Below are 25,659 nucleotides of genomic sequence, written 5' to 3'. Positions count from 1 at the left end.
ACCCCCGGACCCCCAGCCGATCCCCGTGCTGACCTTCATCGACCGGCCTCCTGAGCTGTATTGAGGATGTTGATGCCCCTGAACAGGGCGGACGGGCACCCGTGGGACACGGCGGCCACCTGGCCCGGCTGGGCCTTGCCGCAGTTGAAGGCACCGCCGAGGACGTACGTCTGCGGCCCGCCCACGGCGGCCATGGACCCCCAGAAGTCCGTGGTCGTGGCCTGGTAGGCGACGTCCTTCAGCTGCCCGGTGATCCGCCCGTTCTCGATCTTGAAGAACCGCTGGCCGGTGAACTGGAAGTTGTACCGCTGCATGTCGATCGACCAGGACCGGTCGCCGACGACGTAGATGCCCCGGTCGACACCCCCGATCAGGTCCTCGGTGGACAGCCCCGCCGGGTCAGGCCGCAGGGACACGTTGGCCATGCGCTGCACCGGCACATGGGCGGGGGAGTCGGCGTACGCGCATCCGTTGGAGCGCTCGAACCCGGTCAGCCTCGCGATCCTGCGGTCCAGCTGGTAACCCACCAGCGTGCCGTCCTTCACCAGGTCCCAGGACTGCGCCGCCACGCCCTCGTCGTCGTAGCCGATGGTCGCCAGGCCGTGCTCGGCGGTGCGGTCGCCGGTGACGTTCATCAGCTCCGAGCCGTACCTCAGCTTGCCGAGCTGGTCGAAGGTGGCGAAGGTGGTGCCGGCGTACGCGGCCTCGTAGCCGAGGGCGCGGTCCAGCTCGGTGGCGTGACCGATGGACTCGTGGATGGTCAGCCACAGGTTGGACGGGTCGACCACCAGGTCGTACAGGCCGGGCTCCACGCTCGGCGCCCGCATCTTCTCGGCGAGCAGTTCCGGGATCCGCTCCAGCTCGGCGTCCCAGTCCCAGCCGGTTCCGGTCAGGTACTCCCAGCCGCGCCCGACCGGCGGCGCGATGGTGCGCATGGAGTCGAACTCGCCGCTCGACTCGTCGACCGACACGGCCGTCAGCTGCGGATTCAGCCGCACCCGCTGCTGGGTGGTCACGGTCCCGGCGGTGTCGGCGTAGAACTTGTTCTCGTGCACGGTGAGCAGCGAGGCGTCGACATGGCTGACGCCCCGCGCGGCCAGCAGCCGTGCGCTCCACTCCGCGAGCAGCGCGGCCTTCTCCTCGGCGGGCACCGAGAACGGGTCGATCTCGTACGACGAGATCCACGTCTTGTCGGCGTGCACCGGCTCGTCGGCCAGCTCCACCTTCCCCCGCTGCCCGAAAGGCGTGGGAGGTGCCCCCACGCCCGAGCCGGCGGCGCTGATCACCTGCGCGGACAGCTTGGCCATGGCCACGGCCTGCGAGGCGACCCGGGCGGCGGCGTCCATGGTCAGATCCACCCCCGAGGCGAAACCCCACGTACCGCCGTGCACGACCCGGACCGCATACCCGAGGTCCGTGGTGTCCGACGATCCGGCGGGCCTGGCGTCCCTGAGCCGCCAGGAGGCGCTGCGCACCCGCTCGAACCGGAAGTCCGCGTGCTCGGCCCCCAGCGCACGCGCGCGTGCGAGCGCGGCGTCGGCCAGGGCCCGTAGGGGAAGCGCCGTGAAGGCTTCGTCGATGGAATGAGGCACGGAGGTCTCCCTGCTGTCGTGGCCTGTCGGATCCGATCATGTCCTGGGAGCGGGTCGGCGGACCACAGGCTTCCGGTGCCGGCCCGGCCCGTTTCTGTAGGGACCCGACAGCGACACCCCCGAGCCACTGTCGGTGCCCGCTTGCCCACGGGCATGGCGGTACCGATAGGTTTTCGATGAAGCCGCCTGTCATCCAGCTGTTCGGGCGGATGTGTCAGACCGCTATGGAAAGGGTGATCCGTTGAGCCGCTCGGTTCTCGTCACCGGAGGCAACCGGGGCATCGGCCTCGCCATCGCCCGCGCTTTCGCCGACGCCGGCGACAAGGTCGCGATCACGTACCGCTCGGGGGAGCCGCCGGCCGGCTTCCTGGCGGTCAAGTGCGACATCACCGACCCGGAGCAGGTGGAGCAGGCCTACAAGGAGATCGAGGACCAGCACGGTCCGGTCGAGGTCCTCGTCGCCAACGCCGGCGTCACCAAGGACCAGCTCCTGATGCGCATGTCCGAGGAGGACTTCACCTCGGTCATCGACACCAACCTCACGGGCACCTTCCGGGTCGTCAAGCGTGCCAACCGCGGCATGCTGCGCGCCAAGAAGGGCCGCGTCGTCCTGATCTCGTCCGTGGTCGGTCTGCTCGGCTCGGCGGGGCAGGCGAACTACGCCGCCTCCAAGGCCGCCCTGGTCGGCTTCGCGCGTTCCCTCGCCCGGGAGCTGGGCTCGCGCAACATCACCTTCAACGTCGTCGCGCCCGGCTTCGTCGACACCGACATGACCAAGGTGCTCACCGACGAGCAGCGCCAGGGCATCGTCTCGCAGGTGCCGCTCGGCCGTTACGCGCAGCCGGAGGAGATCGCCGCGACGGTGCGGTTCCTCGCTTCGGACGACGCCTCGTACATCACTGGAGCCGTCATTCCCGTTGACGGCGGACTGGGAATGGGTCACTGATCACCATGAGCGGAATTCTCGAGGGCAAGCGCGTCCTGATCACCGGTGTGCTGATGGAGTCCTCCATCGCCTTCCACGCCGCCAAGCTGGCCCAGGAGCAGGGTGCCGAGATCATCCTGACCGCGTTCCCGCGGCCCACGCTGACCGAGCGCATCGCCAAGAAGCTCCCCAAGCCCACCAAGGTCATCGAGCTCGACGTCACCAACGACGAGCACCTCGGCCGGCTGGCCGACGTCGTCGGCGAGGAGCTGGGCGGGCTGGACGGCATCGTCCACTCCATCGGCTTCGCCCCGCAGGATGCGCTCGGCGGCAACTTCCTCAACACGCCGTTCGAGTCCGTCGCCACCGCCATGCACGTGTCGGCGTTCTCCCTGAAGTCGCTGACCATGGCCTGCCTGCCGCTGATGCAGAACGGCGGCTCGGTCGTCGGCATGACCTTCGACGCGCAGTACGCCTGGCCGCAGTACGACTGGATGGGCCCGGCCAAGGCCGCCCTGGAGGCCACGAACCGCTACATGGCGCGTGACCTGGGCAAGCAGAACATCCGCTGCAACCTCATCTCGGCGGGCCCCATCGGCACCATGGCCGCCAAGTCCATCCCGGGCTTCGGTGAGCTGGCCTCCGTGTGGGACAGCCGCTCCCCGCTGGAGTGGGACCTGAAGGACCCGGAGCCGGCCGGCCGCGGCATCGTCGCGCTGCTGAGCGACTGGTTCCCGAAGACCACCGGCGAGATCATCCACGTCGACGGCGGTCTGCACGCCATCGGCGCCTGATCGCCGCCGCGACCCGACCGACGACCGGGGCCCGCACCCTTCCGGGGGTGCGGGCCCCGCTCGTGTCCGGGCAAGGGGGCCTCACTCGTATCGGAGGCGGGGCGCGTGGGCGGTGCGTGCGGCGGACATCACCCGTTCGGCTCACCGGCCGGGCCGCCGCCGCGCCGACGGCGCACCCTGGATTACACCTTCCCCCGCACGTCCCTCCGCAGCCCGGCCGAGGAGGTCCCCTTGTGCGCCTGTCCCGCATGGCCCCGGTGACCGTGGCTGTGGCCCTCGTCCTGTCGCTGCCGTACGACGCGCTGCCCCACGCGCGCGTGGGCCACGGCACGCCACCCGCGCCGAACCGGTTCGGTGCCTCGTGCCGTACGGCCGTCCGCGGCTCTCACGTGGTGGTCTACTGCCACAACCCCTATGTCGACACCGACCGCGTGCGTCTGCACATCGAGTGCGCCCGCTGGTGGGACATCGACACCGACAGCGCGCCGGCGGACGCGGGACCCGCCATGACCGTACGGCTCACCGGCCGGTGCTGGAAGGAAGTGCGTTCGGTCTGGATCAGCCACCAGAAGGCGCGGTGAACCGGCCCGGATCGCACAGGAACGGATAGCTCGCGGCCTCCTCCGCCGCCGCCTCCGCGTTCCCCGCGCGGATCGCGTCCAGCAGCCGCGTGTGGTCCATGTGGCTCTCGGGTGTCAGCTCCGCGCCGACGTCCGCGCGCAGCCAGTCCCGCAGCACCTCGCCCAGGTCGGCGTACATCGCCGTCATCACGTCGTTGTGCGAGGCGGACACCACGGCCAGGTGGAAGGTGGCGTCGGCCGTCACGAAGGCCTCGGCGTCACCGGTCTCCCAGGCCTCCTCGCGCCGGGCCAGCAGCGCGTCCAGCTGCTTGAGGTCCTTCTCGGTGCGCCGCTCGGCCGCCAGCTTGGCCGCGGCCGACTCCAGCGTGGACCGCAGCTCGGCGATGTGCCGCGGATCGGCGTCGGCGAAACGGCGGTGCATCACGCCGGCCAGCTCGCTGGTGGCCACGACGTACGTACCCGAGCCCTGGCGGATGTCCAGCAGACCGTTGTGAGCGAGCGCGCGGACGGCCTCGCGGACGGTGTTGCGGGCGACGCCGAGCTGCTCGACCAGTTCGGGCTCGGTCGGGATGCGCGAGCCGACGGGCCATTCGCCCGAGGTGATCTGGTTGCGCAGTGCGGCGATGACCTGCTCGGACAGCGCCGAACGGCGCGGGTGGCTCAAGGGCATGGCACACCTTCGCACGAGAGACCCGGGCACGAGCGCCCTGGAGATGGACAGGCAATCATCCCATGATTCTATGATGGGTCTCATGGCTAGTGAGGAAACCCGGACAGTGGAGACCCGTACGGCGATGTCACCGACCGAACGCGGTACGGCCGCCGCGGCGAGCACACCCGAGAGGACACCCGGCGCGGACCGCACGCGCGCGTGGGCGACCCGGCTGGTCGTCGTCGGCATCGTGCTGTCCGCGCTGAACCTCCGCCCGGCCATCACGAGCCTCGGCGCGCTCCTGGAGGAGGTCCGCGACGGGCTCGGCATGAGCGGCAGCGTGGCCGGCCTGCTCACCTCCGTGCCCCCGCTGTGCTTCGCCGTCTTCGGCGTCACCGCACCCCGCCTGGCCCGCCGCTACGGACCGGCCGCCGTGGTGTGCGCCGGCATGGCCGCCATCACCGCCGGCCTGCTGATACGGCCGTACGCCGGCGGCACCGCCGGGTTCCTGGCCGCCAGCGCGCTCACCCTGATGGGCATCGCCGTCAGCAACGTCCTGATGCCGGTCATCGTCAAGCGCTGGTTCCCCGACCGGGTCGGCTCCATGACCGGCCTGTACTCCATGGCCCTCGCGTTCGGCACCTCCCTCGCCGCCGCGGTGACCGTCCCCCTGACCGACGCGCTGGGCGGCGGCTGGCAGTCCGGTCTGGCAGTCTGGGCTATCACCGCCGCGGCCGCCGTCCTGCCCTGGCTGCCGCTCCTCCGGGACCGCGGCCCCGCCGCCGCGCAGTCGCAGGAGCCGGTGCGCGAACCGGCGGAAGAGCACGCTCCGCTGCGCGTCACCCGCAGCCGCACCGCCTGGGCCCTCGCCGTCTTCTTCGGCCTCCAGGCCACCGCCGCCTACATCACCATGGGCTGGATGCCGCAGATCTTCCGGGACGCCGGCGTCCCGGCGGGCACCGCGGGCGTGCTGCTCGCCGTCACCATGGTGATGGGCGTACCGCTGGCCTTCGTCATCCCGCGGGTCGCCACGCGGCTGCCCCAGCAGGGGCCGATCGTGCTGGTCCTGGGCGCCTGCGGGCTCGCCGGATACGCCGGGCTGTACCTCGCCCCGGCCGCCGGCGCCTGGGCCTGGGCGCTGCTGCTCGGCGTCTCCAACTGCGCCTTCCCGCTGGCGCTGACCATGGTCGGCATGCGCGCCCGGAGCGGTCCGGGCGTGGCCCAGCTGTCCGCGTTCGCGCAGAGCACGGGCTATCTGATCTCCATCCCCGGCCCGCTGCTGGTCGGCGTGCTCTACCAGCAGAGCGGCGGCTGGGGCCTGCCGATCGCCCTGATGGCGGCCCTCATGGTGCCGCAGATGGCGGTCGGTTTCCTGGCCGGCCGGGACCGCACGGTGGAGGACGAGGCGGCGCGCTGACCCGCCACCGGGTGCCCCCGGCGCCGCCGCGCGGGGGGCGGGTGCGAGACTGGGCGCATGCAGCCTGTGCTCGACCCGAACCCGAAGAACGGCCAGAAGAAGATGCTGCTCGTCTTCGGTTCGTTCCTCGCCATCTTCGTGATCATCGCCATCGTGGCGACCATCGCGTCCCCCTGAGGGTCGCTGCTCCCGGCCGTCATGCCCCTCTGGCGGCCGCTGCTCCCGGCCGTCATGCCCCTCTGGCGGCCGCTGCCTCCAACATCGCGTCCCCCTGAGGGCAGCTGCTCCCGTCCCCCCGGCGGAGGGTGGGGCTGGCCCCACCATCCCCTAGGGGGTCAGGGTCAGGGTCAACTGGGTGGAATGCCGGATGGGTTGTCGGCGCCGGATTCCGTAGCTTCGAGAGGTGCCCGCACCAGGCGGTCACGGACCCGCTCGAAGACCCACGGAGGCGACCATGTCGGCCCGCACCCACCCCCGGCCCCACCCGGCGACCACGGGCGGCGTCGACATCAGGCTGCCCTGGTGGGCCCTCGCCCTGCCCGCCCTCGCCTTCATCGTGCTGCTCGCGCTGATACTGAACCCGTCGGACGCCCACGCGGCGAGCGGCGACCCGGCGATCGCGCGCCTCCTGGAGCGCGCCCAGCAGCTCCTCGCGCGCTGACGCCAAGCCCCCTCACGCGGTGAATCCGCATGTCAACTCCCTGCGCCGGGTGGCCTGTTTCATGCGAAGCTGGGTCCCATGAGCGTCGCTGAATCCCGCAGGATCGTCCTCTTCCGGCATGCGAAAGCCGACTGGCCCCAGGTCTCCGACCACGAACGCCCGCTCGCCGAGCGCGGCCGCACGGACGCCGCAGTCGCCGGACGCAAGCTGGCCGACACCGGCCTCACCTTCGACCGGGCCCTGTGCTCCACGGCGACCCGGACCCGGGAGACCTGGAAGCTCGCCGTCCACGAGCTGTCGCACCGGCCGAAGACCGTCTACGAGGAGCGGATCTACGAGGCGTCGCCCGGCGAGCTGATCGCCGTGCTCAACGAGCTCCCGGACGACGTGCAGAACGTGATCCTGATCGGCCACAACCCGGGCGTGCACGGCCTGGCCGACATCCTGGCCGGCCCGGCCGACGACGATGCCCGCCGGCGGATGAACCGCCGCGGCTTCCCGGCCGCCGCTTTCGCCCTGCTGTCCTACGACGGACCCTGGAAGGGCGTCGAGCCGGGCGTGGCCACGCTCATGGACTACTGGGCCCCCTCCGAGTGACCCGGCGCTGACGCGGCGCGCCGAAGGGCCCGGCACCGCACCGGTGGCCGGGCCCTTCGCGGGCGAGCGCGGGCAGCGGCCCGCTCAGTCCTCGTCGTGCATGTCGGCCGCCTCGACCTCTTCCCGGGTGATGCCGAGGAGGTACAGGACCGTGTCGAGGAAGGGGAAGTTCACCGCCGTGTGTGCGGCCTCCCGCACCACCGGCTTGGCGTTGAAGGCCACGCCCAGGCCCGCCGCGTTCAGCATGTCCAGGTCGTTGGCGCCATCGCCGATCGCCACCGTCTGCGACAGCGGCACCCCGGCCTCCGCGGCGAACCGGCGCAGCAGCCGCGCCTTGCCCGCCCGGTCCACGATCTCGCCGGTGACCCGGCCGGTCAGCTTCCCGTCGACGATCTCCAGCGTGTTGGCCTGCGCGAAGTCCAGGCCCAGCCGCTCCTTCAGATCGTCCGTGACCTGGGTGAAGCCACCGGAGACGACGCCCACCTGATAGCCGAGCCGCTTCAGGGTGCGGATCAGGGTGCGCGCGCCCGGCGTCAGCCGGACCTCCTCGCGCACCTTCTCCACCACCGAGGCGTCCAGCCCCTTCAGCAGTGCCACGCGCGCGTGCAGCGACTGCTCGAAGTCCAGCTCCCCGCGCATCGCCGCCGCCGTCACCTCGGCGACCTGGTCCTCGCAGCCGGCGTGCGCGGCGAACAGCTCGATGACCTCGTCCTGGATCAGGGTCGAGTCCACGTCCATGACCACCAGCCGTTGGGCCCGCCGGTGCAGACCCGCCGAGACCACCGCGATGTCGACACCCAGTGCCGCCGCATCGGAGGCCAGGGCCGTGCGCAGCGGCTCGGTCTCCACACCGGACACCGCGAACTCCACCGCGGTCACCGGGTACTTGGCGAGCCGGAAGATACGGTCGATGTTGCCGCCGGCCTTCGCGATCCGGGCGGCGATCGCGGCCGTCGACTCGGCGGTGAGCGGATGACCGAGGACGGTCACCAGGGAGCGCCCGAGGCCGCGCGGACGGTTGTCGCCGTGCCCCGAGATGATCTCCGCCTGCATCTTCATCGACTCGGCCCAGCTGTGCACGGTGGCCCGCAGGTCACCCTCCAGGCCGGCCGGCGGCTGGGTCACCAGGGCGCACAGCACCAGCCGGCCCCGGGTGACGACCTGCTCGATGTCGACCACGTCGACGAGGTACGCGGCAAGCGTGTCGAACAGGCCGGCCGTGATGCCCGGCCTGTCCTTGCCGAAGATCTTGACGAGGAGGGTGGGGACCTCGGAGGTCTGCGAGGCGGAGGTCTGCGAAGCGCTCATGGTGTCACCACCGTATCCGGCACCCAGTGCCTCCCGCCGCCGAGGTCCGCCTGACGGACACGGAACAATGGGTGTCGGGCCGGTGTGGGGAATCTTGCCGCCGGGAAACGGCACCGGCCCGCGGGCGCGGTACCGCCCCGGCTCCCTCACGAGAGTGCCACGGCATGCCCCGGACCGCCCCTCGTAGGCCGGTTTCCGGCGGGGCCCGGCGTGGTGCGTGGCCCACGCCGACGGGGATCCGTCCTGAGGGAGCCCGGCCTGGTGCGCGGCCCGGACCGATGGGATCCGCCCTGAGGGGGCCGGTCTCATCGGCGCGGTTTCGGTGCTCCGGGCGGGGGCGGCGGAGGCGGTGGGCCGTCGTCCGGGGGTGCCTCCGGCGGACGCCGGCCCGGCGGACGCTCCCGGGGCGGCGGGGGAGGAGAGCCGAGCGGTCCGGCGATGGTCGGGGCGCCGTACACGTCCTGTCCCGCAGCCGGCGGCCAGACGTCCCGCGGCTCCTGCGGCAGCCGCAGATACGGGTTGGTGTCCGGGTTCGGCGGCCGGTACGGCCTGGCCGGCGCGTACGGCCCCGCCTCGGACCCGGACCCGGGGCGCCCGGCACCACCGCCGTACCCGGGGCCTCGGCCGGGCTCGCCGTACCCGGGGCCCGCACCGGGCTCGCCGTACCCGGGAGGCGCGGCCCTGTCGCCGTATCGGGAGATCTCGACCCGACCGGCACCCTCATGGCCCTCATGGCCCTGGATGCTGCCGGACGGGCCGGCGCCGGAAGCCGACGGCTGCACGTAGCGCGCCGCAGCCACCGCCCCAGCCCCCGCGCCCCCCGCTCCCGCCGCCGCGTCCACCGCCCCCGCCCCCGCCGCCCCGCTCGCCCAGGCCAACAGTGCGCCCGCCGCGCCGGCGGCCGCCCCCCACACCGCTCCCAGAAGCAGTGCCGTGCCGAGCCGGCCGTGCAGGGCGAGGCCCGCGCCGAAGGCGTCGAAGCCCAGGACGGACAGGCCGGCGTCCACGGACACGTCCGTCAGCCACGCGAGGAGGGGCAGGGCGAGTGCGGTCGTGGCGCCCAGCCGCAGCGCGCACCGGCCGGCGAGGCCGAGGGCGCTGTCGGCGGTGCGCACCACCGGGGTACGGATCGCCGTGAGCACCCCGGCCAGCAGGAGCATCAGCACCGCGGCCGGCACGAGCAGCCACACGCGCCCGTCGAGCTCGGCCAGCCGGCCCACCGTCACGGGCTCGTCCGACCGGCCGCCGAGGAACTGGTCCAGTGGGTGCGGCAGCAGCGTGCCGAGGACGCCGGTGGCCCTGCCGTCCCAGGGGACGAACAGGCCGAGAGGGACCCCGAGCCAGACCCCGTTCGGCGCGCCGAGCAGCGCCGCCCCGGCGACGCGCCCCGGGTGGTCGTCGCCGGCCGCCGCGTACGCCGCCGCCGCGAGCCCCGCCACGACGGCCAGCAGCACCACGGTGACCAGCGCCGAGACAGCCGGGCGCACCACCCGGTGCACGGCGGTCCAGCCGGGCGGCAGGGGAGCGCGGCGGCCGGCGAGCAGCGCGATCAGCAGGACGCCGGCGCACCAGCCGAGGCCGCCGAGGAGCGTGGCCGGGGTGTCCACGGTGAAGCCGACGGCCGCCTTGGCGTCGATCAGGTCACCGATCCGGTCCGGCAGCAGGCCGCCCACGTCCCCGAGGCCGGGGATGCTCAGCCCGCCGCCGGCCCTGTGCCCGCCCGGCAGGTCGTCCAGGCCGAGCGAGCCGCCGTCGAGGGTGATGACGTCGTGACCGGCCCAGGCGAGACCGCCGAGCAGCGTCACGAAGAGCACGGCCACCGCGCCCGCGCGCGCGAGGAGTTCGGACGGCGGGACGACAACTCCGGCCGCGCGCAGGGACCGTAGGAAGAACCACGACAGCAGCAGCGCACCGACCAGGCTCACCCCGAGTGGCGTGATGTCGACGGCGGTGTGGGCCTCGGCGCCTTTCAGTCCGAAAGCGGATACATCACCCGCCGGGGAGACCGAACCACCCGCCCCGAGCGCCACAACGGCCGCCGTCATGGGGCCGAGTGAGCCCGCCGCGTCCGCCCGCAGCAGATGCAGACCGAGCGCGGCGGTGCCCGCCATACCGATCAACGCCCAGCTCACGGCGGCGATCGCGGACAGCAGAACGTCCCCCCAGGGCACCGGCGCACGATGCCGCGTGGTCTCGACGCCGGTGACAGAACTCATCGCAGAGCCCCCGATCCACGCCGCGGCGCCGTTGGCCGCGCTTGCCCCCTCGCGGGAATTATTACTCTCCGGCCCGTTTTCAACCCCGTCAACGGGGCGAGTTGGAGCGCGTGCCGGAGCCCTCCGCAAGGCCCGGGTTTCGGTCAGGGGCCGGAGCCTGAAATAGTTCCCCACGATGTTCGACATCCCTAGACTCCCTGTGATGGGGGTAACTCGGGGGACAACTCAGTGGGGCATGGAGTGCCGGAACTCGTACTGGAAACAAACGGACGGACCTGGACGCTCGACCCGTCCAGGCCATACACCCTCGGTCGCGATCCGCAGGGTGACATCGTCTTCGACGACGCCAGGGTCTCCTGGCGACACGCCACGGTCAGCTTCAACGGCCGCAGTTGGGTCATCGAGGACCACGGCAGCACCAACGGCACGTTCGTGCAGGGACAGCGGATCCAGCACATGGAGATCGGCCCCGGCTCGTCGCTGCACCTCGGCAACGCGACCGACGGGCCGCGGCTGAACCTGTCGGGGGCCGCCGCACCGGTCGGCGGCCCGGACCGGCAGCCGCAGGCGGCGGCGCCGTACGCGGCCCAGGGGGCCGGCGCGCCCGGCTGGGCCCAGCAGCAGGATGCTCCGCAGCAGGCGCCCGCACCTCAGCAGGGTGCTCCGCAGCAGGCCGTGCCCCACCAGGCGGCCGCGCACCAGCAGGCCCCGCAGGCGGGCTGGCAGCAGCCGCCCGCGTTCCCGCAGCAGCAGGGCGGCCCCGCCGAGCAGTACGCGCAGAAGACGCCCGGTGGTGGCGCGGGGGCACCGCCGGTCTACGGCGACCGCAGCCCGACCACGTTCCACCAGTTCGCCCTCGGCCGCGTGATGCGCATCGGCCGTGCGCTGGAGAACGACCTGGTCGTCTCCGACCTCCAGGTCTCGCGGAACCACGCCGAGTTCCACGTCACGCCCGACGGCCGGTTCGAGATCCGCGACCTCGGCTCGCACAACGGCACCTACGTCAACGGCCAGCCGATCACCAAGGGCGGCTCGGCACTGCTCGGCCCGAGCGACATCGTCGGCGTCGGCCACTCGACCTTCCGTATCGTCGGTGACCGCCTCGAGGAGTTCGTCGACACCGGTGAGGTCTCCTTCTCCGCCCGCCACCTCACCGTCACGGTGGACGGCGGCAAGCAGATCCTGAAGGACGTCTCCTTCGGTGTGCCGGAGAAGTCGCTGATCGCGGTCATCGGACCGTCCGGCTCCGGCAAGTCGACCCTGCTCAAGGCGCTCACCGGCTACCGACCGGCCAACCAGGGCGAGGTGCTGTACGACAACCGGAACCTGTACAAGCAGTTCGCCGAGCTGCGCCAGCGCATCGGTCTGGTCCCGCAGGACGACATCCTGCACAAGGAGCTGAGCGTCAAGAAGGCCCTGAAGTACGCGGCCAAGCTGCGCTTCCCGGCCGACACCACCGCGCAGGAGCGCGATGCCCGCATCGACGAGGTGCTGCGCGAGCTGAAGCTCGACATCCACAAGGACAAGAAGGTCACCTCGCTCTCCGGTGGCCAGCGCAAGCGCGTGTCGGTCGCCCTGGAGCTGCTCACCAAGCCGTCGCTGATCTTCCTGGACGAGCCGACCTCGGGCCTCGACCCGGGCATGGACCGCGACGTCATGCAGCTGCTGCGCGGCCTCGCCGACGACGGCCGCACGGTCCTCGTCGTCACCCACTCGGTGGCCGAGCTGGCGCTGTGCGACAAGCTGCTGGTGATGGCGCCGGGTGGCGCGGTCGCCTACTTCGGCCCGCCGGAGGAGGCGCTGAACTTCTTCGGCTACGACAGCTGGGCCGACGTCTTCTCCGCCTTCGAGAACTATCGCGACTACGACTGGGCGGGCCGCTGGAAGGGCTCGCAGCACTACCAGATGTACGCCGCGGAGATCGACGCGATCGCCCCGCAGTCCGTACCCATGCCGGTGCCGCAGGCCATCAGGCCGCCCAAGCCGCAGAGCTGGGGCTCGCAGCTGATGACCCTGATCCGGCGCTATGTGTCGGTGATCGTCTCCGACAAGGGCTTCCTGGCGCTGACGGTGATCCTGCCGGCGGTCCTCGGCGCGGTCAGCCTGCTGATCGACCACGAACGCGGCCTGCTGGTGAACCCGCCCAACCGCACCACCGGCCTGCCCGTCCCGAACGGCACCGCCACCACCGTCCTGCTGATCCTCGCCGTCGGCGCGTGCTTCGCGGGCGCCGCGAACTCGGTCCGTGAGCTGATCAAGGAACGGGTGATCTACGAGCGGGAGCGCGCCACCGGCCTGTCCCGCTCGGCGTACCTGATGTCGAAGGTGGTCGTGCTCGGCGTCATCACGGTGCTCCAGGGCCTGATGGTCGGCGTGATCGGCTTCTCCAGCCGGGAGATCCCGGAGGAGGGGCTCGTCCTCGGCGGCTCGACGCTGTTCGAGCTGTGCGTGCCGATCATGGCGCTCGGTTTCACCTCCATGATGGTCGGCCTGGTGATCTCCTCGCTGGTGAAGACCGCCGAGAAGACCATGCCGCTGCTGGTGATGTTCGCGATCATCCAGGTCGTCTTCACCGGCTGCCTCTTCACCCTGCACGGCACGCTCGGCGTCAACGAGTTCTCGTACCTGATGCCGTCGCGCTGGGCGGTGGCCGCGGCCGGCGCCACGCTGGACTTCAACAAGATCGCCCCGAACACCGACGACCCGACCAGCACGGACCCGCTGTGGGACCACGCGGCCTCGGCCTGGACCCTGGACATGGTCGCGCTGATCGCGCTCGGTGTGGCCTGCGGCTTCTTCGTGGCCCGCTTCCTGCGCCGCCACGAGCCGGAGGTCATGCGGAAGTAACCGCGCCCGTACGACGCCGAAGGGCGGCACCCCGCATCGGGGTGCCGCCCTTCGGCGTGTGCGTCGCTGAGGTCCCGCGCCAGGCCCTCAGTACGCGCTGTTGACGTTGTCGATCGAGCCGTACCGGTCGGCCGCGTAGTTGGCGGCGGCGGTGATGTTGGCGACCGGGTCGTAGATGTTCCAGGACGTGCCCGGGACGTGGTACGCGTTGAAGGTCGGCGGGATGACCTGGAGCAGGCCCTTGGACGGGATGCCGTTGATCGCGTTGATGTCCCAGTTGTTGATGGCGTTCGGGTTGCCGGAGGACTCCCGCATGATGTTGCGGTGCAGGCCGTTGTAGCTGCCCGGGATGCCCTTGGTCTTCATGATGTCCAGCGCGTGCCGGATCCAGCCGTCGAGGTTGTCGGCGTAGGTCTTCGCGGCGACCGGCTGCATCTGCGGGCGCTGCGCGGAGCGGGTGGCGGCCAGCGCGGCGGCGCGCTGCTGCGCGGCCTGCTTCGCGGCGGCCGCGGCGGCGGCCTTCTTCTGCGCGGCGGCCTCGGCGGCCTTCTTGGCGGCGGCCTCGTCGGCGGCCTTCTTCTGCGCCGCGAGGGTGTCGAGCTTGACGTTCTCGGCGGCGAGCTGGTCCGTGACCGTGCCCTTGACGTTCTGGAGGGCGATGCCGGTGGCGACCTGGGCGGTCGCGGCCGGGGCGCCGGTGGTGACGGTCTCGGCGCTGCTGGGGGCGGCCGAGAAGGCGAGGGCGGCGGTACCGAGCGCGGCGACACCGGCGACGGCGATCTTGTGGTGCTTGGTCAGCGTACGACTATAAGCACGGTTGAGGATGTTCTTGGGCATGGCTGTTGGACCTCTTCGAATAGCGCGGAGGTCGCTCCTGCGTCCGCCGGGGGAATCGGCTCCTCCCACACGAACGCCGCGGGCGGAACCCACGGCGCTGAGCGACGGAAGCAATTCTTAGCGGGCGCAAAATGCCCAGGCAAAGGTGTGACGTACGATCCCAGGTAGTGGATCAGGGAAGGGCAAAACGGGACAGACAGGGCCGTCTGCCCCGTTCATGTGGGCGGGTTTATCTCCTATGTTCTTTCGTACGTGATGCAGGCCCTATGTGCGGGCTCACACCGCCCGCCGCCCCTTCTCACCGCGCGTTGCCGCCGCAACTCGCTCAGTGAGGGTCCTCCTCGGGAAGGATGAGGTGCACGTCGCCGAACTCGTGCCACAGGTAGAGCCCGCGCACCGCCTCCGCGTAGGCACGGTCGACCGCCGCCCGGCCGGCCACCGCCTCCAGCATGAGCAGATGCGAGGCCTCCGGCTCGTGCAGCCCGGTCAGCAGCCCGTCCACCACCCGCACCCCGCGCTCGGGCGTGACCACCAGATCCGTCCACCCCGCGACCGCCCGCACCACCCCGTCCGGCCCCACCGCCGACTCCACGGCCCGCACGGCCGTCGTCCCGACCGCGATCACCCGGCCGCCCTCTCGTCTCCCGCCCCCACCCTTCCGAGGAAGCGCTTCGCGCCCTTCCCGATTCGCCCGCGCATGGTTGATCAGCCGCGCCGACGCCTCCGGCACCGCGAACCGCTCCGGGTACGGCGGCTCGTGCGCCTCCGCCGACGAGACCCCCGTGTGCAGCGTGACCGGCGCGAACTGCACCCCCCGGCGCACCAGCTCCGCCACCAGCCGCTCGGTGAACGGCCGGCCCGCGCTCGGCATCTCCGCACTGCCCGCCCCGTCCGCCGACGGCAGCGCGAACACCGTCTGGTACACGGACAGCGGCTGCTCCCGCTCCGTATAGGAGTAGCGAATGGGCCGCCCGTGCTCCCACAGAACCTCCCGTACGTCCGCCCCGGCGGCCCGCGCCCACCACAGCCGCTCCCCGTGCGCGCTCAGCGGCTCCTCCAGCAGCAGCCGGCCCCCGCCCGGCAACGACACCTCCCCGACCGCGGGCGAGCCCGTACGCGCGCGCGTGGTGCCCCGCCCGTCCGGCTCCCGCAGCTCGACCGCCCACCGCCCGTCGTCCCCGCGCGTGGAGACGTGCACCACCACACGCGCGTCCCCGATCCGCCCGTCCACCGCTGCGGCCAGCGTCGGCGAGGTGTTCACCACCAGCAGGTCCCCGGCCCGCAGCAGCTCCGGCAGCTCACCGAACGCGTGATGCGCCACCTCCGTACCGCGCGACACCAGCAGCCGCACGGCGTCCCGGCCCAGCCCCCGCCCGCGCTGCTCGGCCGGCACGCGCGCGGACAGCTCCCCGGGCACCCGCACCGAGAGGGTCACCGCACCTCCAGCAGCGCCGCCGCGGTGTACCGGCCGCTCGCCGGCCGCCGCTCCAGCAGCCGCAGGAAGGCCGGCGCGATCTCCTCCGGCGCCGGCGTCCCCGACAGGTCCTCGTCCGGCTCCGCCGCGGCCAGCATGTCGGTCCGCATCCCACCCGGGTCCACCCACCAGACCCGCAGTTCCGGCTCCTCCACCGCGAGCACCGCGGACACCTGGTCCAGTGCCGCCTTCGTCGCGCCGTACGCGCCCCACGTCCGGTAGGCCTCCACGGCCGCGTCCGAACTCACGTTGACCACTGCACCCGCGGGCGCCTTCCGCAGCAGCGGCAGTGCCTCCTGGAGCAGTCCCAGCGGGGCCACCAGGTTCGTCTCCAGCGCCGCCCGGAAGCCGTCCAGCGGCTGGCCCCCCAGCGGCACCAGCGGCTCGCTCCCCAGGATCCCCGCGTTGTTCACCACCAGATCAAGGCCGCCGAGCCCGTGCGCCGCCGCCACCAGCACCGCCCGGTGCCCGCTGTGCGTCACGTCCCCCGGCAGCGCCACCACCCGGGCACCGTGCCGCGTGGCGGCCTCCGCGGCCTCCTTGAGGGCGTCGGCGCCCCGGGCGTCGAGCACCAGATCCCAGCCGCGCGCGGCCAGCGCCTCGGCCAGCGCCCGCCCCAGGCCCTTGGAGGCCCCCGTGATGATCGCTACCGGCATGACTACCGTCCCCTCGTCGGTCACCGCCTCCGCCGGGCGGTGACCACACCGTAGGGACGGCACCGCCCGGGCCGCCTCGGACGCGGGCCGCACAGCGCGGGGTCCCTTCGGCGTACGTCCAGCGCCCCGGCCCCGGGGCCTACGCCGACGGCCCTAGGCCCAGCGGACCGGATCCCGCCGTCACGGGTCCGATCCGCGCTGTCACACCCCGCCGGTACCGTGAGGACATGAGTCAAGGCCCCCGGTCCGGCCTCGCCGCGGTGAGTTCCGCGCTGCTGGCCATGAGCAGGCATCTGGAGGTGCGCGACGTCCTCAAGACGATCGTCGCCTCCGCCCGCGAGCTGCTCGACGCGCAGTACGCCGCCCTCGGCGTCCCCGACGACCACGGCGGCTTCGCCCAGTTCGTCGTGGACGGCGTCAGCGACGACCAGTGGCGTGCCATCGGCCCGCTCCCGCGCCAGCACGGCATCCTCGCCGCGATGCTGCACGAGGCCAAGGCCGAGCGCCTCGCCGACGTGCGCAAGGACCCCCGCTTCGAGGGCTGGCCGTCCGCCCACCCCGACCTGATCGACTTCCTGGGCCTGCCCATCAAGGACGGCGAGGAGGTCCTCGGGGCACTGTTCCTCGCGAACAAACGCTGTTCCAAGCCGGAAGGCAGCTGCGGCTTCACCGAAGAGGACCAGGAGCTGCTCTCCATCCTCGCCCAGCACGCCGCCATCGCCCTCACCAACGCCCGCCTCTACGAGCGCAGCCGCGAACTGACCATCGCCGAGGAGCGCTCCCGGCTCGCCCACGAACTGCACGACGCGGTCAGCCAGAAGCTGTTCTCCCTGCGCCTGACCGCCCAGGCGGCCGCCGCGCTGATCGACCGCGACCCCGCCCGCGCCAAGGGCGAACTGCACCAGGTCGCCGCGCTCGCCGCCGAGGCCGCCGACGAACTGCGCGCCGCCGTCGTGGAGTTGCGGCCCGCCGAGCTGGACGAGGACGGCCTGCTCGCCACCCTGCGCACCCAGACCCAGGTCCTCGACCGCGCCCACACCGCCCGCGTGACCTTCACGAGCAACGGCTTCCGCGCCCTGCCCGCCACCCAGGAGGAGGCCCTGCTCCGGGTCGCCCAGGAGGCCCTGCACAACGCCCTGCGCCACTCCGGCGCCGGCCACGTCGACGTGAGCGTGGAGCGGCGCGGCGGCGGAGCCGTACTGCGCGTCACCGACGACGGCCACGGCTTCGACCCCACGGCCGTCCGCCGCGCCGGACGCCACCTCGGCCTGGTCTCGATGCGGGACCGGGCGAGCGGGGTCGGCGGCAGCCTGAGCGTGGAATCGGCGCCCGGCAAGGGCACCACGATCGAGATGGAGGTCCCCGGTGGGTGAACCGATCAGAGTGCTGCTGGTCGACGACCACCAGGTCGTCCGCCGGGGCCTGCGCACCTTCCTGGAGGTACAGGACGACATAGAGGTCGTCGGCGAGGCCGCCGACGGCGCCGAGGGAGTCGCCCAGGCCGAGGAACTACGGCCGGACATCGTCCTCATGGACGTCAAGATGCCGGGCATGGACGGCATCGACGCCCTGCGCCGCCTGCGCGAGCTGGGCAACCCCGCGCGCGTGCTGATCGTCACCAGCTTCACCGAGCAGCGCACGGTCGTCCCGGCCCTGCGCGCGGGCGCCGCCGGGTACGTCTACAAGGACGTGGACCCCGACGCCCTCGCCGGTGCCATCCGCTCCGTGCACGCCGGGCACGTCCTGCTCCAGCAGGAGGTCGCCGACGTCCTGCTCTCCCAGGAGGAGGCCAACACCGGCCCGGGCCGGGGGACTTCGCTCACCGAGCGGGAGCGCGAGGTGCTCGGCCTGATCGCGGACGGCCGCTCCAACCGGGAGATAGCCCGCGCCCTCGTGCTGTCCGAGAAGACCGTCAAGACGCACGTGTCCAACATCCTCATGAAACTCGACCTCGCCGACCGCACCCAGGCCGCGCTGTGGGCCGTACGCCATGGCGTGACCGGCTGAAACGCCCTGACCAACGCCTCACGCACGACAACACGGAGGGTTACGGTCCAGGCCGAGATTCATACCGTCGTGGGAATGTCACCCGTATGGCGCACCCTCCGGTGATCTCCGCCGTTCTCCAGTGCGTGCCGCGGTGATCGCCGCGGTGAACGTCCAGGAGGGGTTGACAGTGAAGAACCTGAAGAAGGCGGCGGCCGTGACGATGGTGGCCGGTGGCCTGGTGGCCGCCGGTGCCGGCCTTGCCTCCGCCCACGGCGGTGCCCACGCGGCCGGCGGGGCCGCGGGCTCCCCGGGCGTCGGCTCGGGCAACGTCGCCCAGGCCCCGGTGCACGTCCCGGTGAACGCGGTCGGCAACAGCGTGAACGTCATCGGCGTGCTGAACCCGGCCTTCGGCAACCTCGGCGTCAACCACTGACGCCCCGCCCACGGTGACCCCAGGCCTCCCGGACCCGCCGGGAGGCCTGGCAGGTCGTCCACCCGCGGACGCCGTTACCGCGCTCCCCGCTCCCGCTCCTCGACGTACGCGTTGTACGCCGCCACCTGCGCCCGCCGAGCCGTCCGCTCGACCGGCCTCAGCGCCTCGGTACGCGCCCTCATCTCGGCGGAGCTGACCGCGCCCCCGTGCCCGTTGCCGTAGGCCAGCGACACCAGCAGCCCCACCCGCTGCGCCAGCTCCAACACCCGTACCGCCCGGGGCGGATACCCGGGCGCCAGTACCTCGCGCCCCCGCTCGGCCCGCGCCCGGTACGCGTCGATCGCCGCCTCCGCCACCGGACCCGACCCGGCGACGTCCAGCTTCGACAGCACCTCGGTCGCCTCCCCGAGTGCCTCCGCCAGCTCCCGCTCGGCCTCGCCCAGCGACGGCACATCGGCGGGCGGCGCCTGGCGCACCGGCAGCACGTGCCAGACCACCTCGGCATGTACATCACCCGCGGGCCCGGCCTCGTACACCTCCGGCACCAGCCCGAACGCGGCACCGTGACAGACCACCGCCTCCTCGGCCTCGAGCGCCCGCGCGTTGAACTCCGGCGGACCGCTCAACCCCAGCGGATGCCCCGGCGCCGGCAGCGCCACCCGCAGCGCGGTCACCCCCAGCGCGCGCAGCCGCCCCAGCGCGAGCGTCAGGCCGACCGGCGCGGACTCACCGGGCAGCCCCTCCACCCGGTGCACCGTGTCCTCGCCCACGATGGCGAGAACGGCGTCATCCGGAGAGACAAGTCCGGCCAAAAGGGCATTTCCCCAAGCGGCAAGGCGTCCTGAACGCGGTTCCGAGAGCATGCCCCCACCCTAAGGACAGGACCGATGGAATGGAGCGGGGCACTCGTGGCGTAGATTTCATAAGGGCTGCGCCCACCGGCGCGGCGGACCCGAGCCACAGGCGTACGCGACAGCCGAGACCGGCCACACTGCAAGGGGAGACAACGCGCTCATGAGCGATGTTCTGGAGCTTCAGGACGTATCCGTGGTCCGCGAGGGCCGGGCTCTGGTGGACCAGGTCTCCTGGTCGGTGAAGGAGGGCGAGCGCTGGGTCATCCTCGGCCCCAACGGCGCCGGCAAGACCACCCTCCTGAACGTCGCCTCCAGCTACCTCTACCCCAGCAAGGGCACCGCCACCATCCTCGGCGAGACCCTCGGCAAGCCCGGCACCGACGTCTTCGAGCTGCGCCCCCGCATCGGCATGGCCGGCATCGCCATGGCCGACAAGCTCCCCAAGCGCCAGACCGTCCTCCAGACCGTCCTCACCGCCGCCTACGGCATGACCGCCGGCTGGCAGGAGGAGTACGAGGCCGTCGACGAGCAGCGCGCCCGCGCCTTCCTCGACCGCCTCGGCATGAGCGACTACCTGGACCGGAAGTTCGGCACCCTCTCCGAGGGCGAGCGCAAGCGGACCCTGATCGCCCGCGCCCTGATGACCGACCCCGAGCTGCTCCTGCTGGACGAGCCGGCCGCCGGCCTCGACCTCGGCGGCCGTGAGGACCTGGTCCGCCGCCTCGGCCGGCTCGCCCGCGACCCCATCGCCCCCTCGATGATCATGGTCACCCACCACGTCGAGGAGATCGCCCCGGGCTTCTCCCACGTCCTCATGATCCGGCAGGGCAAGGTCCTCGCCGCCGGCCCCATCGAGCTGGAACTGACCTCCCGCAACCTCTCCCTCTGCTTCGGTCTCCCGCTCGTCGTGGAGCAGGTCGGCGACCGCTGGACCGCCCAGGGTCTGCCCCTGTCCTGACCCGTCTGCTGCCCCGTCGCTCTCCCTTTCGCGCCCTGTCCGCCGCCCGACCGCGGCCCTACCATGACCATGTGAACGACATCGACGCATGGGTGTGGTGGCTCGTCGGCGCGGCGGCGCTCGGAATCCCGCTCGTGGTGACCGCGATGCCGGAGTTCGGCATGCTCGCGGTGGGAGCCGTCGCGGCGGCGGTCGTCTCCGGCCTCGGCTTCGACGCGGTCATCCAGGTCCTCACGTTCGTCGTCGTCTCCGTCGCCCTCATCGCCGTCGTCCGGCCCATAGCGGCCCGGCACGGCCGACAGCGCCCCCAACTCGCCACCGGCGTCGAGGCGTTGAAGGGCAGACAAGCCGTCGTACTGGAACGGGTCGACGCATCCGGCGGCCGCATCAAGCTCGCGGGGGAAGTCTGGTCGGCCCGCGCCCTCGACACGGGCCGCGCCTACGAGGTGGGCCAGGAGGTGGACGTCGTGGACATCGAAGGGGCCACCGCGATCGTTCTCTGAGGACAACTCACCGAGAACGACGCACGAGTTGCGCGACGGTCTGTCAGACTCGACCAGCAAGATCTTCAACAGTCATGAGATCTGCCGAAAGCGCCGAGGCGGAGAAGGGTACGGGGAACGACGATGGAACCGGTCATCATCGTCTTGATCATCCTGGTGGTGTTGGTCTTCATCGCCCTGATCAAGACCATCCAAGTCATCCCACAGGCCAGCGCCGCCATCGTCGAGCGCTTCGGCCGCTACACGCGGACCCTGAACGCGGGCCTCAACATCGTGGTCCCGTTCATCGACACCATCCGCAACCGCATCGACCTGCGCGAACAGGTCGTACCGTTCCCGCCGCAGCCGGTGATCACCCAGGACAACCTGGTCGTGAACATCGACACGGTCATCTACTACCAGGTCACCGACGCCCGGGCCGCCACCTACGAGGTCGCGAGCTACATCCAGGCGATCGAGCAGCTCACCGTCACCACACTGCGCAACATCATCGGCGGCATGGACCTGGAGCGCACCCTGACCTCCCGCGAGGAGATCAACGCGGCCCTGCGCGGCGTCCTGGACGAGGCCACCGGCAAGTGGGGCATCCGCGTCAACCGCGTCGAGCTGAAGGCCATCGAGCCGCCCACCTCCATCCAGGACTCGATGGAGAAGCAGATGCGCGCCGACCGTGACAAGCGCGCCGCCATCCTCACCGCGGAAGGTACGCGCCAGGCCGCCATCCTCACCGCGGAGGGCGAGAAGCAGTCCCAGATCCTGCGCGCCGAAGGTGAGGCCAAGGCGGCCGCCCTGCGCGCCGAGGGCGAGGCCCAGGCCGTCCGTACGGTCTTCGAGGCCATCCACGCCGGCGACCCGGACCAGAAGCTGCTCTCCTACCAGTACCTCCAGATGCTCCCGAAGATCGCCGAGGGTGACGCAAACAAGCTCTGGATCGTCCCCAGCGAGATCGGGGACGCCCTCAAGGGCCTCTCCGGCGCGATGGGCAACTTCGGCTCCATGGGCGGCGGTTCGGGCGGGGGCGGTTCCTCGGGCAACGGCAACAGCGGTGGCACGGAACGCCGGGAGAAGCCGAGCATCGACTGAGGCACTGGAGAACGGCGGGTTCCTCCCGCGCCCCTCAGGGGCGCGGGGCTGTTTCGATATGCGGCTCCGCCGCGTGGGCGCGATCAACCCACGACGACCCGCAGCCGCCGACAAACAGAACCCGGCAGACGCCTAGGCCGCATCCAGAGCCAGCCACTCAGGCAGCGCAGCGAAGTCCTCCTGCCCCAGAGCCAACAGCATCGCATCAGCCGGGGTCGGCTCGAACGGCTGCCGCAGCAGCGCCATCCCGGCCTCTTCCGGAGTCCGGTTCGCCTTCCGGTGATTGTCCTCCGCACATGCGGCCACCGTGTTCAGCCACGTGTCCTGCCCACCCTGCGACCGCGGCAGCACATGGTCCACGGTCGTCGCCCGGCGCCCGCAGTACGCGCACCGGTGCCGGTCCCGGACCAGCACACCCCGCCGCGACCACGGAGCTTGTCTTCGGAACGGCACCCGTACATACCGGCACAGCCGGATCACCCGGGGCGCGGGTATGTCCATCTCGGCACCGCGCATGCGCAGTTCGGGATGGGCCTGCTCGACCACGGCCTTGTCCTGCAGCACCAGGACCACGGCTCGGTTCAGAGTCACCGTCGACAGCGGCTCGAAGCTCGCGTTCAGCACCAGCGTGTCACGCATCCAGCCCACCTCCCGTGTGCACCTGCCCACCCCCCGGCGGGCTTGGATCAACTCTGGACGGGCGCGCCGAGATGGACAACGCAATAAAAAAATGCCCGCCTCCGATCACTTCCAAGACCGGAGGCGGGCAAACGTTCAATGAACGCTCGGCTGAAACGGGACGGTGCGGTCAGCCCTTCTGCGGGTTCTCGTACTCACCGATGAGCTGGGCGCGCGCGATCGCGTGGAACCGCAGGTTGAAGCCGACGACGGCCGGCGAGGCGTCCGCGTCCGGGCCCAGCTTCTCCTTGTCCACCGCGTACACCGTGAAGACGTACCGGTGCGGGCCGTCCCCGGGCGGCGGAGCGGCACCGCCGAAGTCCTTCGTCCCGTAGTCGTTCCGCGCGTGGACGGCGCCCGCGGGCAGCCCCTCGAACTTGCCGCTGCCCGCACCCGCCGGCAGCTCCGTCACCGAGGCCGGGATGTCGAACAGGACCCAGTGCCAGAACCCGCTGCCGGTCGGCGCGTCGGGGTCGTAGCAGGTCACGGCGAAGCTCTTGGTCTCGGCCGGGAACCCCTCCCAGCGCAGCTGCGGCGAGGTGTTGCCCTCCGCATGGACCTGGGCGCTCCCCAGCGTCGCACCCTGCGCGATGTCCTCGCTCGTCACCGTGAACGACGGCACGGGCGGATGGAAATCGTGCGGGAGCGGCCGCCGCTTGAGCTCGGTCACCTCGGTACCTCCTGATCGATGATCTGGAACCAGCAGTTCCCGAGCCTAGAACCAGTTGCGCTTGCTGCCGACCTCGGACAGCCACTGGTTGAGGTAAGCCGCCCAGTCGGTCCCCTGCCAGTCGTTCAGACCCACCTGGAAGGACCGGAAGGTGTCCGAGCCCTCGCTGAACAGCCCCGGCTTCTTGTCCATCTCCAGCACGACGTCCATCGCGTGCTCGTCCGCGACGAAGCTCAGCTCGACCTGGTTCAGGCCCCGGTACTGCGACGGCGGGAAGAACTCGATCTCCTGGTAGAACGGCAGCTTCTGCCGCGTACCCCGGATGTGGCCGCGCTCCATGTCCGCGCTCTTGAAACGGAAGCCCAGCTGGATGAAGGCGTCCAGGATCGCCTTCTGCGCCGGCAGCGGGTGCACGTTGATCGGGTCCAGGTCGCCGGAGTCCACCGCCCGCGCGATGGCCAGCTCGGTGGTCACACCGATGTTCATGCCCCGCAGCGCCTGCCCGTCGATCATCGTGACCGGCGTCTCCCAGGGGATCTCCAGCCCGAACGGCACCGCGTGCACGGCCCCCGCCTGGAGCTCGAAAGCCCCGCCCAGCTGCACCTTGGTGAACTCGATGTCCTGCTTGTACTCCTGGTCGCCGCTCTCCACCTCGACCTTGGCCTGCAGGCCGACGGACAGCCCCTCGATGGCCTGGTTCACGGACCCGCCCTGGATCCGCACCTCACCCTGGACGACCCCGCCCGGTACGACGTTGACCTCGGTCAGCACCGTCTCGACCGACGCCCCGCCGGCACCCAGGCTCGCGAGCAGCTTCTTGAACGCCATGACTCTCCCTTTACGAATGGACCCTCGCCCGTACAAACGCGATCGGCCCGCGACCGGTTCCGCCGGCGCGGTGCCCCGTCTGGACTACCCTCGGAGGGCATGATCGCGCCCCCGGACCGTACGCCACTGCCCCGGACCTTCTTCGACCGCCCGGTCCTGGAGGTCGCTCCGGACCTCCTCGGCCGCATCCTGGTCCGCACGACACCCGACGGCCCGATCGCCCTCCGTCTCACCGAGGTGGAGGCGTACGACGGCCCGAACGACCCCGGCTCGCACGCCTACCGGGGCCGCACCGCCCGCAACGCGGTGATGTTCGGTCCGCCCGGACACGTGTACGTCTATTTCACCTACGGCATGTGGCACTGCATGAACCTCGTCTGCGGACCCGAGGGCCGGGCGAGCGCGGTGCTGCTCCGTGCGGGTGAAGTGGTGGAGGGCGCCGAGCTGGCCCGGAAGCGACGGGTTTCGGCCCGGAACGACAAGGAACTGGCCAAGGGCCCGGCCCGGCTGGCCACCGCCCTGGAGGTCGACCGGGCCCTGGACGGCACGGACGCGTGCGCCGCCGACGAGACGCCACTGAGGACGCTGACCGGTACGCCGGTCGCCTCCGACCAGGTACGCAGCGGTCCGCGCACGGGGGTGGCAGGCGAGGGCGGGAACGGCGACCTGCACCCATGGCGCTTCTGGATCGCTGACGACCCGACGGTCAGCCCCTATCGGGCCCATGTACCGAGGCGCCGCCGAAGTTGACGCGGCTGGCCGAGGTGCGTAATGTATCCCGAGCCGCTGAACCGGGTACGGCGATCGCCTGCAGCCGGAGCGGCCAACCCACTACCTAGCTCCCCCCTCAAGCGGGGTCGATTCTGGCGCGCTCGTGTGCCCGAATTCGAACTCGCGAGACTCGATTATGAGTCGCCGAGGGAATCGGCTAAAGTAGTGAATGTCGAAAGGGCGGAGGGCGAAAGCCGAAACCCCCGAGACAATCCCGCCGACAGGGAATCGGATCGAGAAAAGATCTGATAGAGTCGGAAACGCAAGACCGAAGGGAAGCGCCCGGAGGAAAGCCCGAGAGGGTGAGTACAAAGGAAGCGACCGTTCCTTGAGAA

General features: G+C 71.6%; 26 protein-coding genes. 15 read left to right on the top strand and 11 right to left on the bottom strand.

The features are described from left to right. Positions 1–35: 35 nt before the first annotated feature. The gene (locus tag ACZ7DL_RS15350) at positions 36–1,592 is read right to left on the bottom strand and encodes a TldD/PmbA family protein (protein ID WP_470774623.1); all 1,557 of its coding nucleotides are present in this window, start codon (positions 1,590–1,592) and stop codon (positions 36–38) included. 241 nt (positions 1,593–1,833) lie between these two features. Between ACZ7DL_RS15350 and fabG the strand changes: the two genes are divergently transcribed. From fabG to ACZ7DL_RS15335, 3 genes are all read left to right on the top strand, one after another. Then, positions 1,834–2,538: a 3-oxoacyl-[acyl-carrier-protein] reductase gene (gene fabG, locus ACZ7DL_RS15345; RefSeq protein ID WP_470774622.1), complete on the top strand. Its 705-nt coding sequence runs from the start codon at positions 1,834–1,836 to the stop codon at positions 2,536–2,538. A 5-nt stretch (positions 2,539–2,543) separates the two neighbouring features. Beyond that, on the top strand, positions 2,544–3,311 hold the full coding sequence (gene fabI, locus ACZ7DL_RS15340; RefSeq protein WP_470774621.1) for an enoyl-ACP reductase FabI: 768 nt from the start codon (positions 2,544–2,546) through the stop codon (positions 3,309–3,311). Between the two features lie 233 nt (positions 3,312–3,544). Continuing rightward, positions 3,545–3,892, top strand: a complete 348-nt coding sequence (locus ACZ7DL_RS15335; protein WP_470774620.1) for a hypothetical protein — start codon at positions 3,545–3,547, stop codon at positions 3,890–3,892. Here ACZ7DL_RS15335 and ACZ7DL_RS15330 read toward each other — a convergent pair. Continuing rightward, on the bottom strand, positions 3,870–4,562 hold the full coding sequence (locus tag ACZ7DL_RS15330) for a FadR/GntR family transcriptional regulator (RefSeq protein ID WP_470774618.1): 693 nt from the start codon (positions 4,560–4,562) through the stop codon (positions 3,870–3,872). The two genes, ACZ7DL_RS15335 and ACZ7DL_RS15330, sit on opposite strands and share 23 nt — an antisense overlap. 82 nt (positions 4,563–4,644) lie before the next feature. Here ACZ7DL_RS15330 and ACZ7DL_RS15325 point away from each other — a divergent pair, with 82 nt between their 5' ends. The 4 genes from ACZ7DL_RS15325 (at position 4,645) to ACZ7DL_RS15310 (ending at position 7,219) form a co-directional block, all read left to right on the top strand. Beyond that, a complete protein-coding gene (locus ACZ7DL_RS15325) occupies positions 4,645–5,961 on the top strand; it encodes a CynX/NimT family MFS transporter (RefSeq protein WP_470774616.1) in 1,317 nt (438 codons plus the stop codon). 57 nt (positions 5,962–6,018) lie between these two features. Beyond that, a complete protein-coding gene (locus tag ACZ7DL_RS15320) occupies positions 6,019–6,138 on the top strand; it encodes an SGM_5486 family transporter-associated protein (RefSeq protein ID WP_256464729.1) in 120 nt (39 codons plus the stop codon). A 277-nt stretch (positions 6,139–6,415) separates the two neighbouring features. Further along, the gene (locus ACZ7DL_RS15315; RefSeq protein ID WP_470774614.1) at positions 6,416–6,622 is read left to right on the top strand and encodes a hypothetical protein; all 207 of its coding nucleotides are present in this window, start codon (positions 6,416–6,418) and stop codon (positions 6,620–6,622) included. A 78-nt stretch (positions 6,623–6,700) separates the two neighbouring features. Then, positions 6,701–7,219 carry a SixA phosphatase family protein gene (locus ACZ7DL_RS15310; protein WP_470774612.1) on the top strand — a complete coding sequence of 173 codons (519 nt, stop codon included), beginning with the start codon at positions 6,701–6,703 and terminating at the stop codon, positions 7,217–7,219. Positions 7,220–7,303: 84 nt separating this feature from the next. On the opposite strand, the gene serB is transcribed toward ACZ7DL_RS15310, so the two are convergent. Both serB and ACZ7DL_RS15300 read right to left on the bottom strand, forming a co-directional pair. Then, positions 7,304–8,527 carry a phosphoserine phosphatase SerB gene (gene serB / locus ACZ7DL_RS15305; protein WP_470774611.1) on the bottom strand — a complete coding sequence of 408 codons (1,224 nt, stop codon included), beginning with the start codon at positions 8,525–8,527 and terminating at the stop codon, positions 7,304–7,306. A 305-nt stretch (positions 8,528–8,832) separates the two neighbouring features. Beyond that, positions 8,833–10,743 (bottom strand): streptophobe family protein, encoded by a 1,911-nt coding sequence (locus tag ACZ7DL_RS15300; RefSeq protein ID WP_470774610.1) that lies wholly within the window; start codon positions 10,741–10,743, stop codon positions 8,833–8,835. 240 nt (positions 10,744–10,983) lie between these two features. On the opposite strand from ACZ7DL_RS15300, the gene ACZ7DL_RS15295 reads away from it, so the two are divergent. After that, positions 10,984–13,590, top strand: coding sequence for an ABC transporter ATP-binding protein/permease (locus ACZ7DL_RS15295; RefSeq protein ID WP_470774608.1), 2,607 nt, complete (start codon positions 10,984–10,986; stop codon positions 13,588–13,590). Between the two features lie 87 nt (positions 13,591–13,677). Here the strand turns inward: ACZ7DL_RS15295 and ACZ7DL_RS15290 are convergent, their stop codons facing one another. The 3 genes from ACZ7DL_RS15290 to ACZ7DL_RS15280 all read right to left on the bottom strand — a co-directional run bounded on the left by ACZ7DL_RS15290 (position 13,678) and on the right by ACZ7DL_RS15280 (position 16,557). Further along, complete coding sequence (locus tag ACZ7DL_RS15290; RefSeq protein WP_470774607.1) at positions 13,678–14,427, bottom strand: transglycosylase SLT domain-containing protein; 750 nt, start codon at positions 14,425–14,427, stop codon at positions 13,678–13,680. A gap of 325 nt (positions 14,428–14,752) precedes the next feature. Then, positions 14,753–15,862 carry an S-adenosylmethionine:tRNA ribosyltransferase-isomerase gene (locus ACZ7DL_RS15285; protein WP_470774605.1) on the bottom strand — a complete coding sequence of 370 codons (1,110 nt, stop codon included), beginning with the start codon at positions 15,860–15,862 and terminating at the stop codon, positions 14,753–14,755. Then, entirely contained in the window at positions 15,859–16,557 is a 699-nt protein-coding gene (locus ACZ7DL_RS15280; protein WP_470774604.1) for an SDR family NAD(P)-dependent oxidoreductase, read from the bottom strand. The genes ACZ7DL_RS15285 and ACZ7DL_RS15280 overlap by 4 nt, the downstream gene beginning before the upstream one ends. A 227-nt stretch (positions 16,558–16,784) precedes the next feature. Between ACZ7DL_RS15280 and ACZ7DL_RS15275 the strand changes: the two genes are divergently transcribed. The 3 genes from ACZ7DL_RS15275 (at position 16,785) to chpE (ending at position 18,979) form a co-directional block, all read left to right on the top strand. Beyond that, positions 16,785–17,930: a GAF domain-containing sensor histidine kinase gene (locus ACZ7DL_RS15275; RefSeq protein WP_470774603.1), complete on the top strand. Its 1,146-nt coding sequence runs from the start codon at positions 16,785–16,787 to the stop codon at positions 17,928–17,930. Beyond that, positions 17,923–18,564, top strand: coding sequence for a response regulator (locus tag ACZ7DL_RS15270; protein WP_470774601.1), 642 nt, complete (start codon positions 17,923–17,925; stop codon positions 18,562–18,564). The genes ACZ7DL_RS15275 and ACZ7DL_RS15270 overlap by 8 nt, the downstream gene beginning before the upstream one ends. A 169-nt stretch (positions 18,565–18,733) precedes the next feature. Further along, positions 18,734–18,979: a chaplin ChpE gene (gene chpE / locus ACZ7DL_RS15265; RefSeq protein WP_470774600.1), complete on the top strand. Its 246-nt coding sequence runs from the start codon at positions 18,734–18,736 to the stop codon at positions 18,977–18,979. A 74-nt stretch (positions 18,980–19,053) separates the two neighbouring features. Here chpE and ACZ7DL_RS15260 read toward each other — a convergent pair whose 3' ends face one another. Next, complete coding sequence (locus tag ACZ7DL_RS15260) at positions 19,054–19,842, bottom strand: hypothetical protein (RefSeq protein ID WP_470774598.1); 789 nt, start codon at positions 19,840–19,842, stop codon at positions 19,054–19,056. Positions 19,843–19,993: 151 nt separating this feature from the next. On the opposite strand from ACZ7DL_RS15260, the gene ACZ7DL_RS15255 reads away from it, so the two are divergent. From ACZ7DL_RS15255 to ACZ7DL_RS15245, 3 genes are all read left to right on the top strand, one after another. Beyond that, entirely contained in the window at positions 19,994–20,791 is a 798-nt protein-coding gene (locus tag ACZ7DL_RS15255) for an ABC transporter ATP-binding protein (RefSeq protein ID WP_470774596.1), read from the top strand. Between the two features lie 71 nt (positions 20,792–20,862). Then, positions 20,863–21,294 carry an NfeD family protein gene (locus ACZ7DL_RS15250; RefSeq protein WP_470774595.1) on the top strand — a complete coding sequence of 144 codons (432 nt, stop codon included), beginning with the start codon at positions 20,863–20,865 and terminating at the stop codon, positions 21,292–21,294. A gap of 123 nt (positions 21,295–21,417) precedes the next feature. Continuing rightward, positions 21,418–22,377 (top strand): SPFH domain-containing protein, encoded by a 960-nt coding sequence (locus ACZ7DL_RS15245; protein WP_470774594.1) that lies wholly within the window; start codon positions 21,418–21,420, stop codon positions 22,375–22,377. Positions 22,378–22,509: 132 nt separating this feature from the next. Here ACZ7DL_RS15245 and ACZ7DL_RS15240 read toward each other — a convergent pair whose 3' ends face one another. The 3 genes from ACZ7DL_RS15240 to ACZ7DL_RS15230 all read right to left on the bottom strand — a co-directional run bounded on the left by ACZ7DL_RS15240 (position 22,510) and on the right by ACZ7DL_RS15230 (position 24,553). Then, a complete protein-coding gene (locus tag ACZ7DL_RS15240; protein ID WP_470774593.1) occupies positions 22,510–23,016 on the bottom strand; it encodes an HNH endonuclease in 507 nt (168 codons plus the stop codon). Between the two features lie 169 nt (positions 23,017–23,185). Further along, positions 23,186–23,725, bottom strand: coding sequence for a YbhB/YbcL family Raf kinase inhibitor-like protein (locus ACZ7DL_RS15235; protein WP_470774592.1), 540 nt, complete (start codon positions 23,723–23,725; stop codon positions 23,186–23,188). 45 nt (positions 23,726–23,770) lie between these two features. Next, a complete protein-coding gene (locus ACZ7DL_RS15230; RefSeq protein WP_470774591.1) occupies positions 23,771–24,553 on the bottom strand; it encodes a sporulation protein in 783 nt (260 codons plus the stop codon). A 99-nt stretch (positions 24,554–24,652) separates the two neighbouring features. Between ACZ7DL_RS15230 and ACZ7DL_RS15225 the strand changes: the two genes are divergently transcribed. After that, positions 24,653–25,303: a DNA-3-methyladenine glycosylase gene (locus ACZ7DL_RS15225; RefSeq protein ID WP_470774589.1), complete on the top strand. Its 651-nt coding sequence runs from the start codon at positions 24,653–24,655 to the stop codon at positions 25,301–25,303. Positions 25,304–25,659 lie beyond the last annotated feature (356 nt).

Source organism: Streptomyces sp. NPDC036984, from assembly GCF_055607665.1.
Note: the sequence above shows the minus strand (reverse complement) of the source record. Positions and strands in the feature narration are given on the sequence as shown.

Bases quoted from the DNA above. Each gene is read 5' to 3' on its own strand.
- ACZ7DL_RS15245 (WP_470774594.1), top strand. From the start codon at position 21,418: ATGGAACCGGTCATCATCGTCTTGATCATCCTGGTGGTGTTGGTCTTC.
- ACZ7DL_RS15240 (WP_470774593.1), bottom strand. From the start codon at position 23,016: ATGCGTGACACGCTGGTGCTGAACGCGAGCTTCGAGCCGCTGTCGACG.
- ACZ7DL_RS15325 (WP_470774616.1), top strand. From the start codon at position 4,645: ATGGCTAGTGAGGAAACCCGGACAGTGGAGACCCGTACGGCGATGTCA.
- ACZ7DL_RS15275 (WP_470774603.1), top strand. From the start codon at position 16,785: ATGAGTCAAGGCCCCCGGTCCGGCCTCGCCGCGGTGAGTTCCGCGCTG.
- ACZ7DL_RS15225 (WP_470774589.1), top strand. From the start codon at position 24,653: ATGATCGCGCCCCCGGACCGTACGCCACTGCCCCGGACCTTCTTCGAC.
- ACZ7DL_RS15300 (WP_470774610.1), bottom strand. From the start codon at position 10,743: ATGAGTTCTGTCACCGGCGTCGAGACCACGCGGCATCGTGCGCCGGTG.
- ACZ7DL_RS15230 (WP_470774591.1), bottom strand. From the start codon at position 24,553: ATGGCGTTCAAGAAGCTGCTCGCGAGCCTGGGTGCCGGCGGGGCGTCG.
- ACZ7DL_RS15320 (WP_256464729.1), top strand. From the start codon at position 6,019: ATGCAGCCTGTGCTCGACCCGAACCCGAAGAACGGCCAGAAGAAGATG.
- ACZ7DL_RS15255 (WP_470774596.1), top strand. From the start codon at position 19,994: ATGAGCGATGTTCTGGAGCTTCAGGACGTATCCGTGGTCCGCGAGGGC.
- ACZ7DL_RS15260 (WP_470774598.1), bottom strand. From the start codon at position 19,842: ATGCTCTCGGAACCGCGTTCAGGACGCCTTGCCGCTTGGGGAAATGCC.
- ACZ7DL_RS15330 (WP_470774618.1), bottom strand. From the start codon at position 4,562: ATGCCCTTGAGCCACCCGCGCCGTTCGGCGCTGTCCGAGCAGGTCATC.
- fabI (WP_470774621.1), top strand. From the start codon at position 2,544: ATGAGCGGAATTCTCGAGGGCAAGCGCGTCCTGATCACCGGTGTGCTG.
- ACZ7DL_RS15290 (WP_470774607.1), bottom strand. From the start codon at position 14,427: ATGCCCAAGAACATCCTCAACCGTGCTTATAGTCGTACGCTGACCAAG.
- ACZ7DL_RS15310 (WP_470774612.1), top strand. From the start codon at position 6,701: ATGAGCGTCGCTGAATCCCGCAGGATCGTCCTCTTCCGGCATGCGAAA.
- serB (WP_470774611.1), bottom strand. From the start codon at position 8,527: ATGAGCGCTTCGCAGACCTCCGCCTCGCAGACCTCCGAGGTCCCCACC.
- ACZ7DL_RS15280 (WP_470774604.1), bottom strand. From the start codon at position 16,557: ATGCCGGTAGCGATCATCACGGGGGCCTCCAAGGGCCTGGGGCGGGCG.
- ACZ7DL_RS15315 (WP_470774614.1), top strand. From the start codon at position 6,416: ATGTCGGCCCGCACCCACCCCCGGCCCCACCCGGCGACCACGGGCGGC.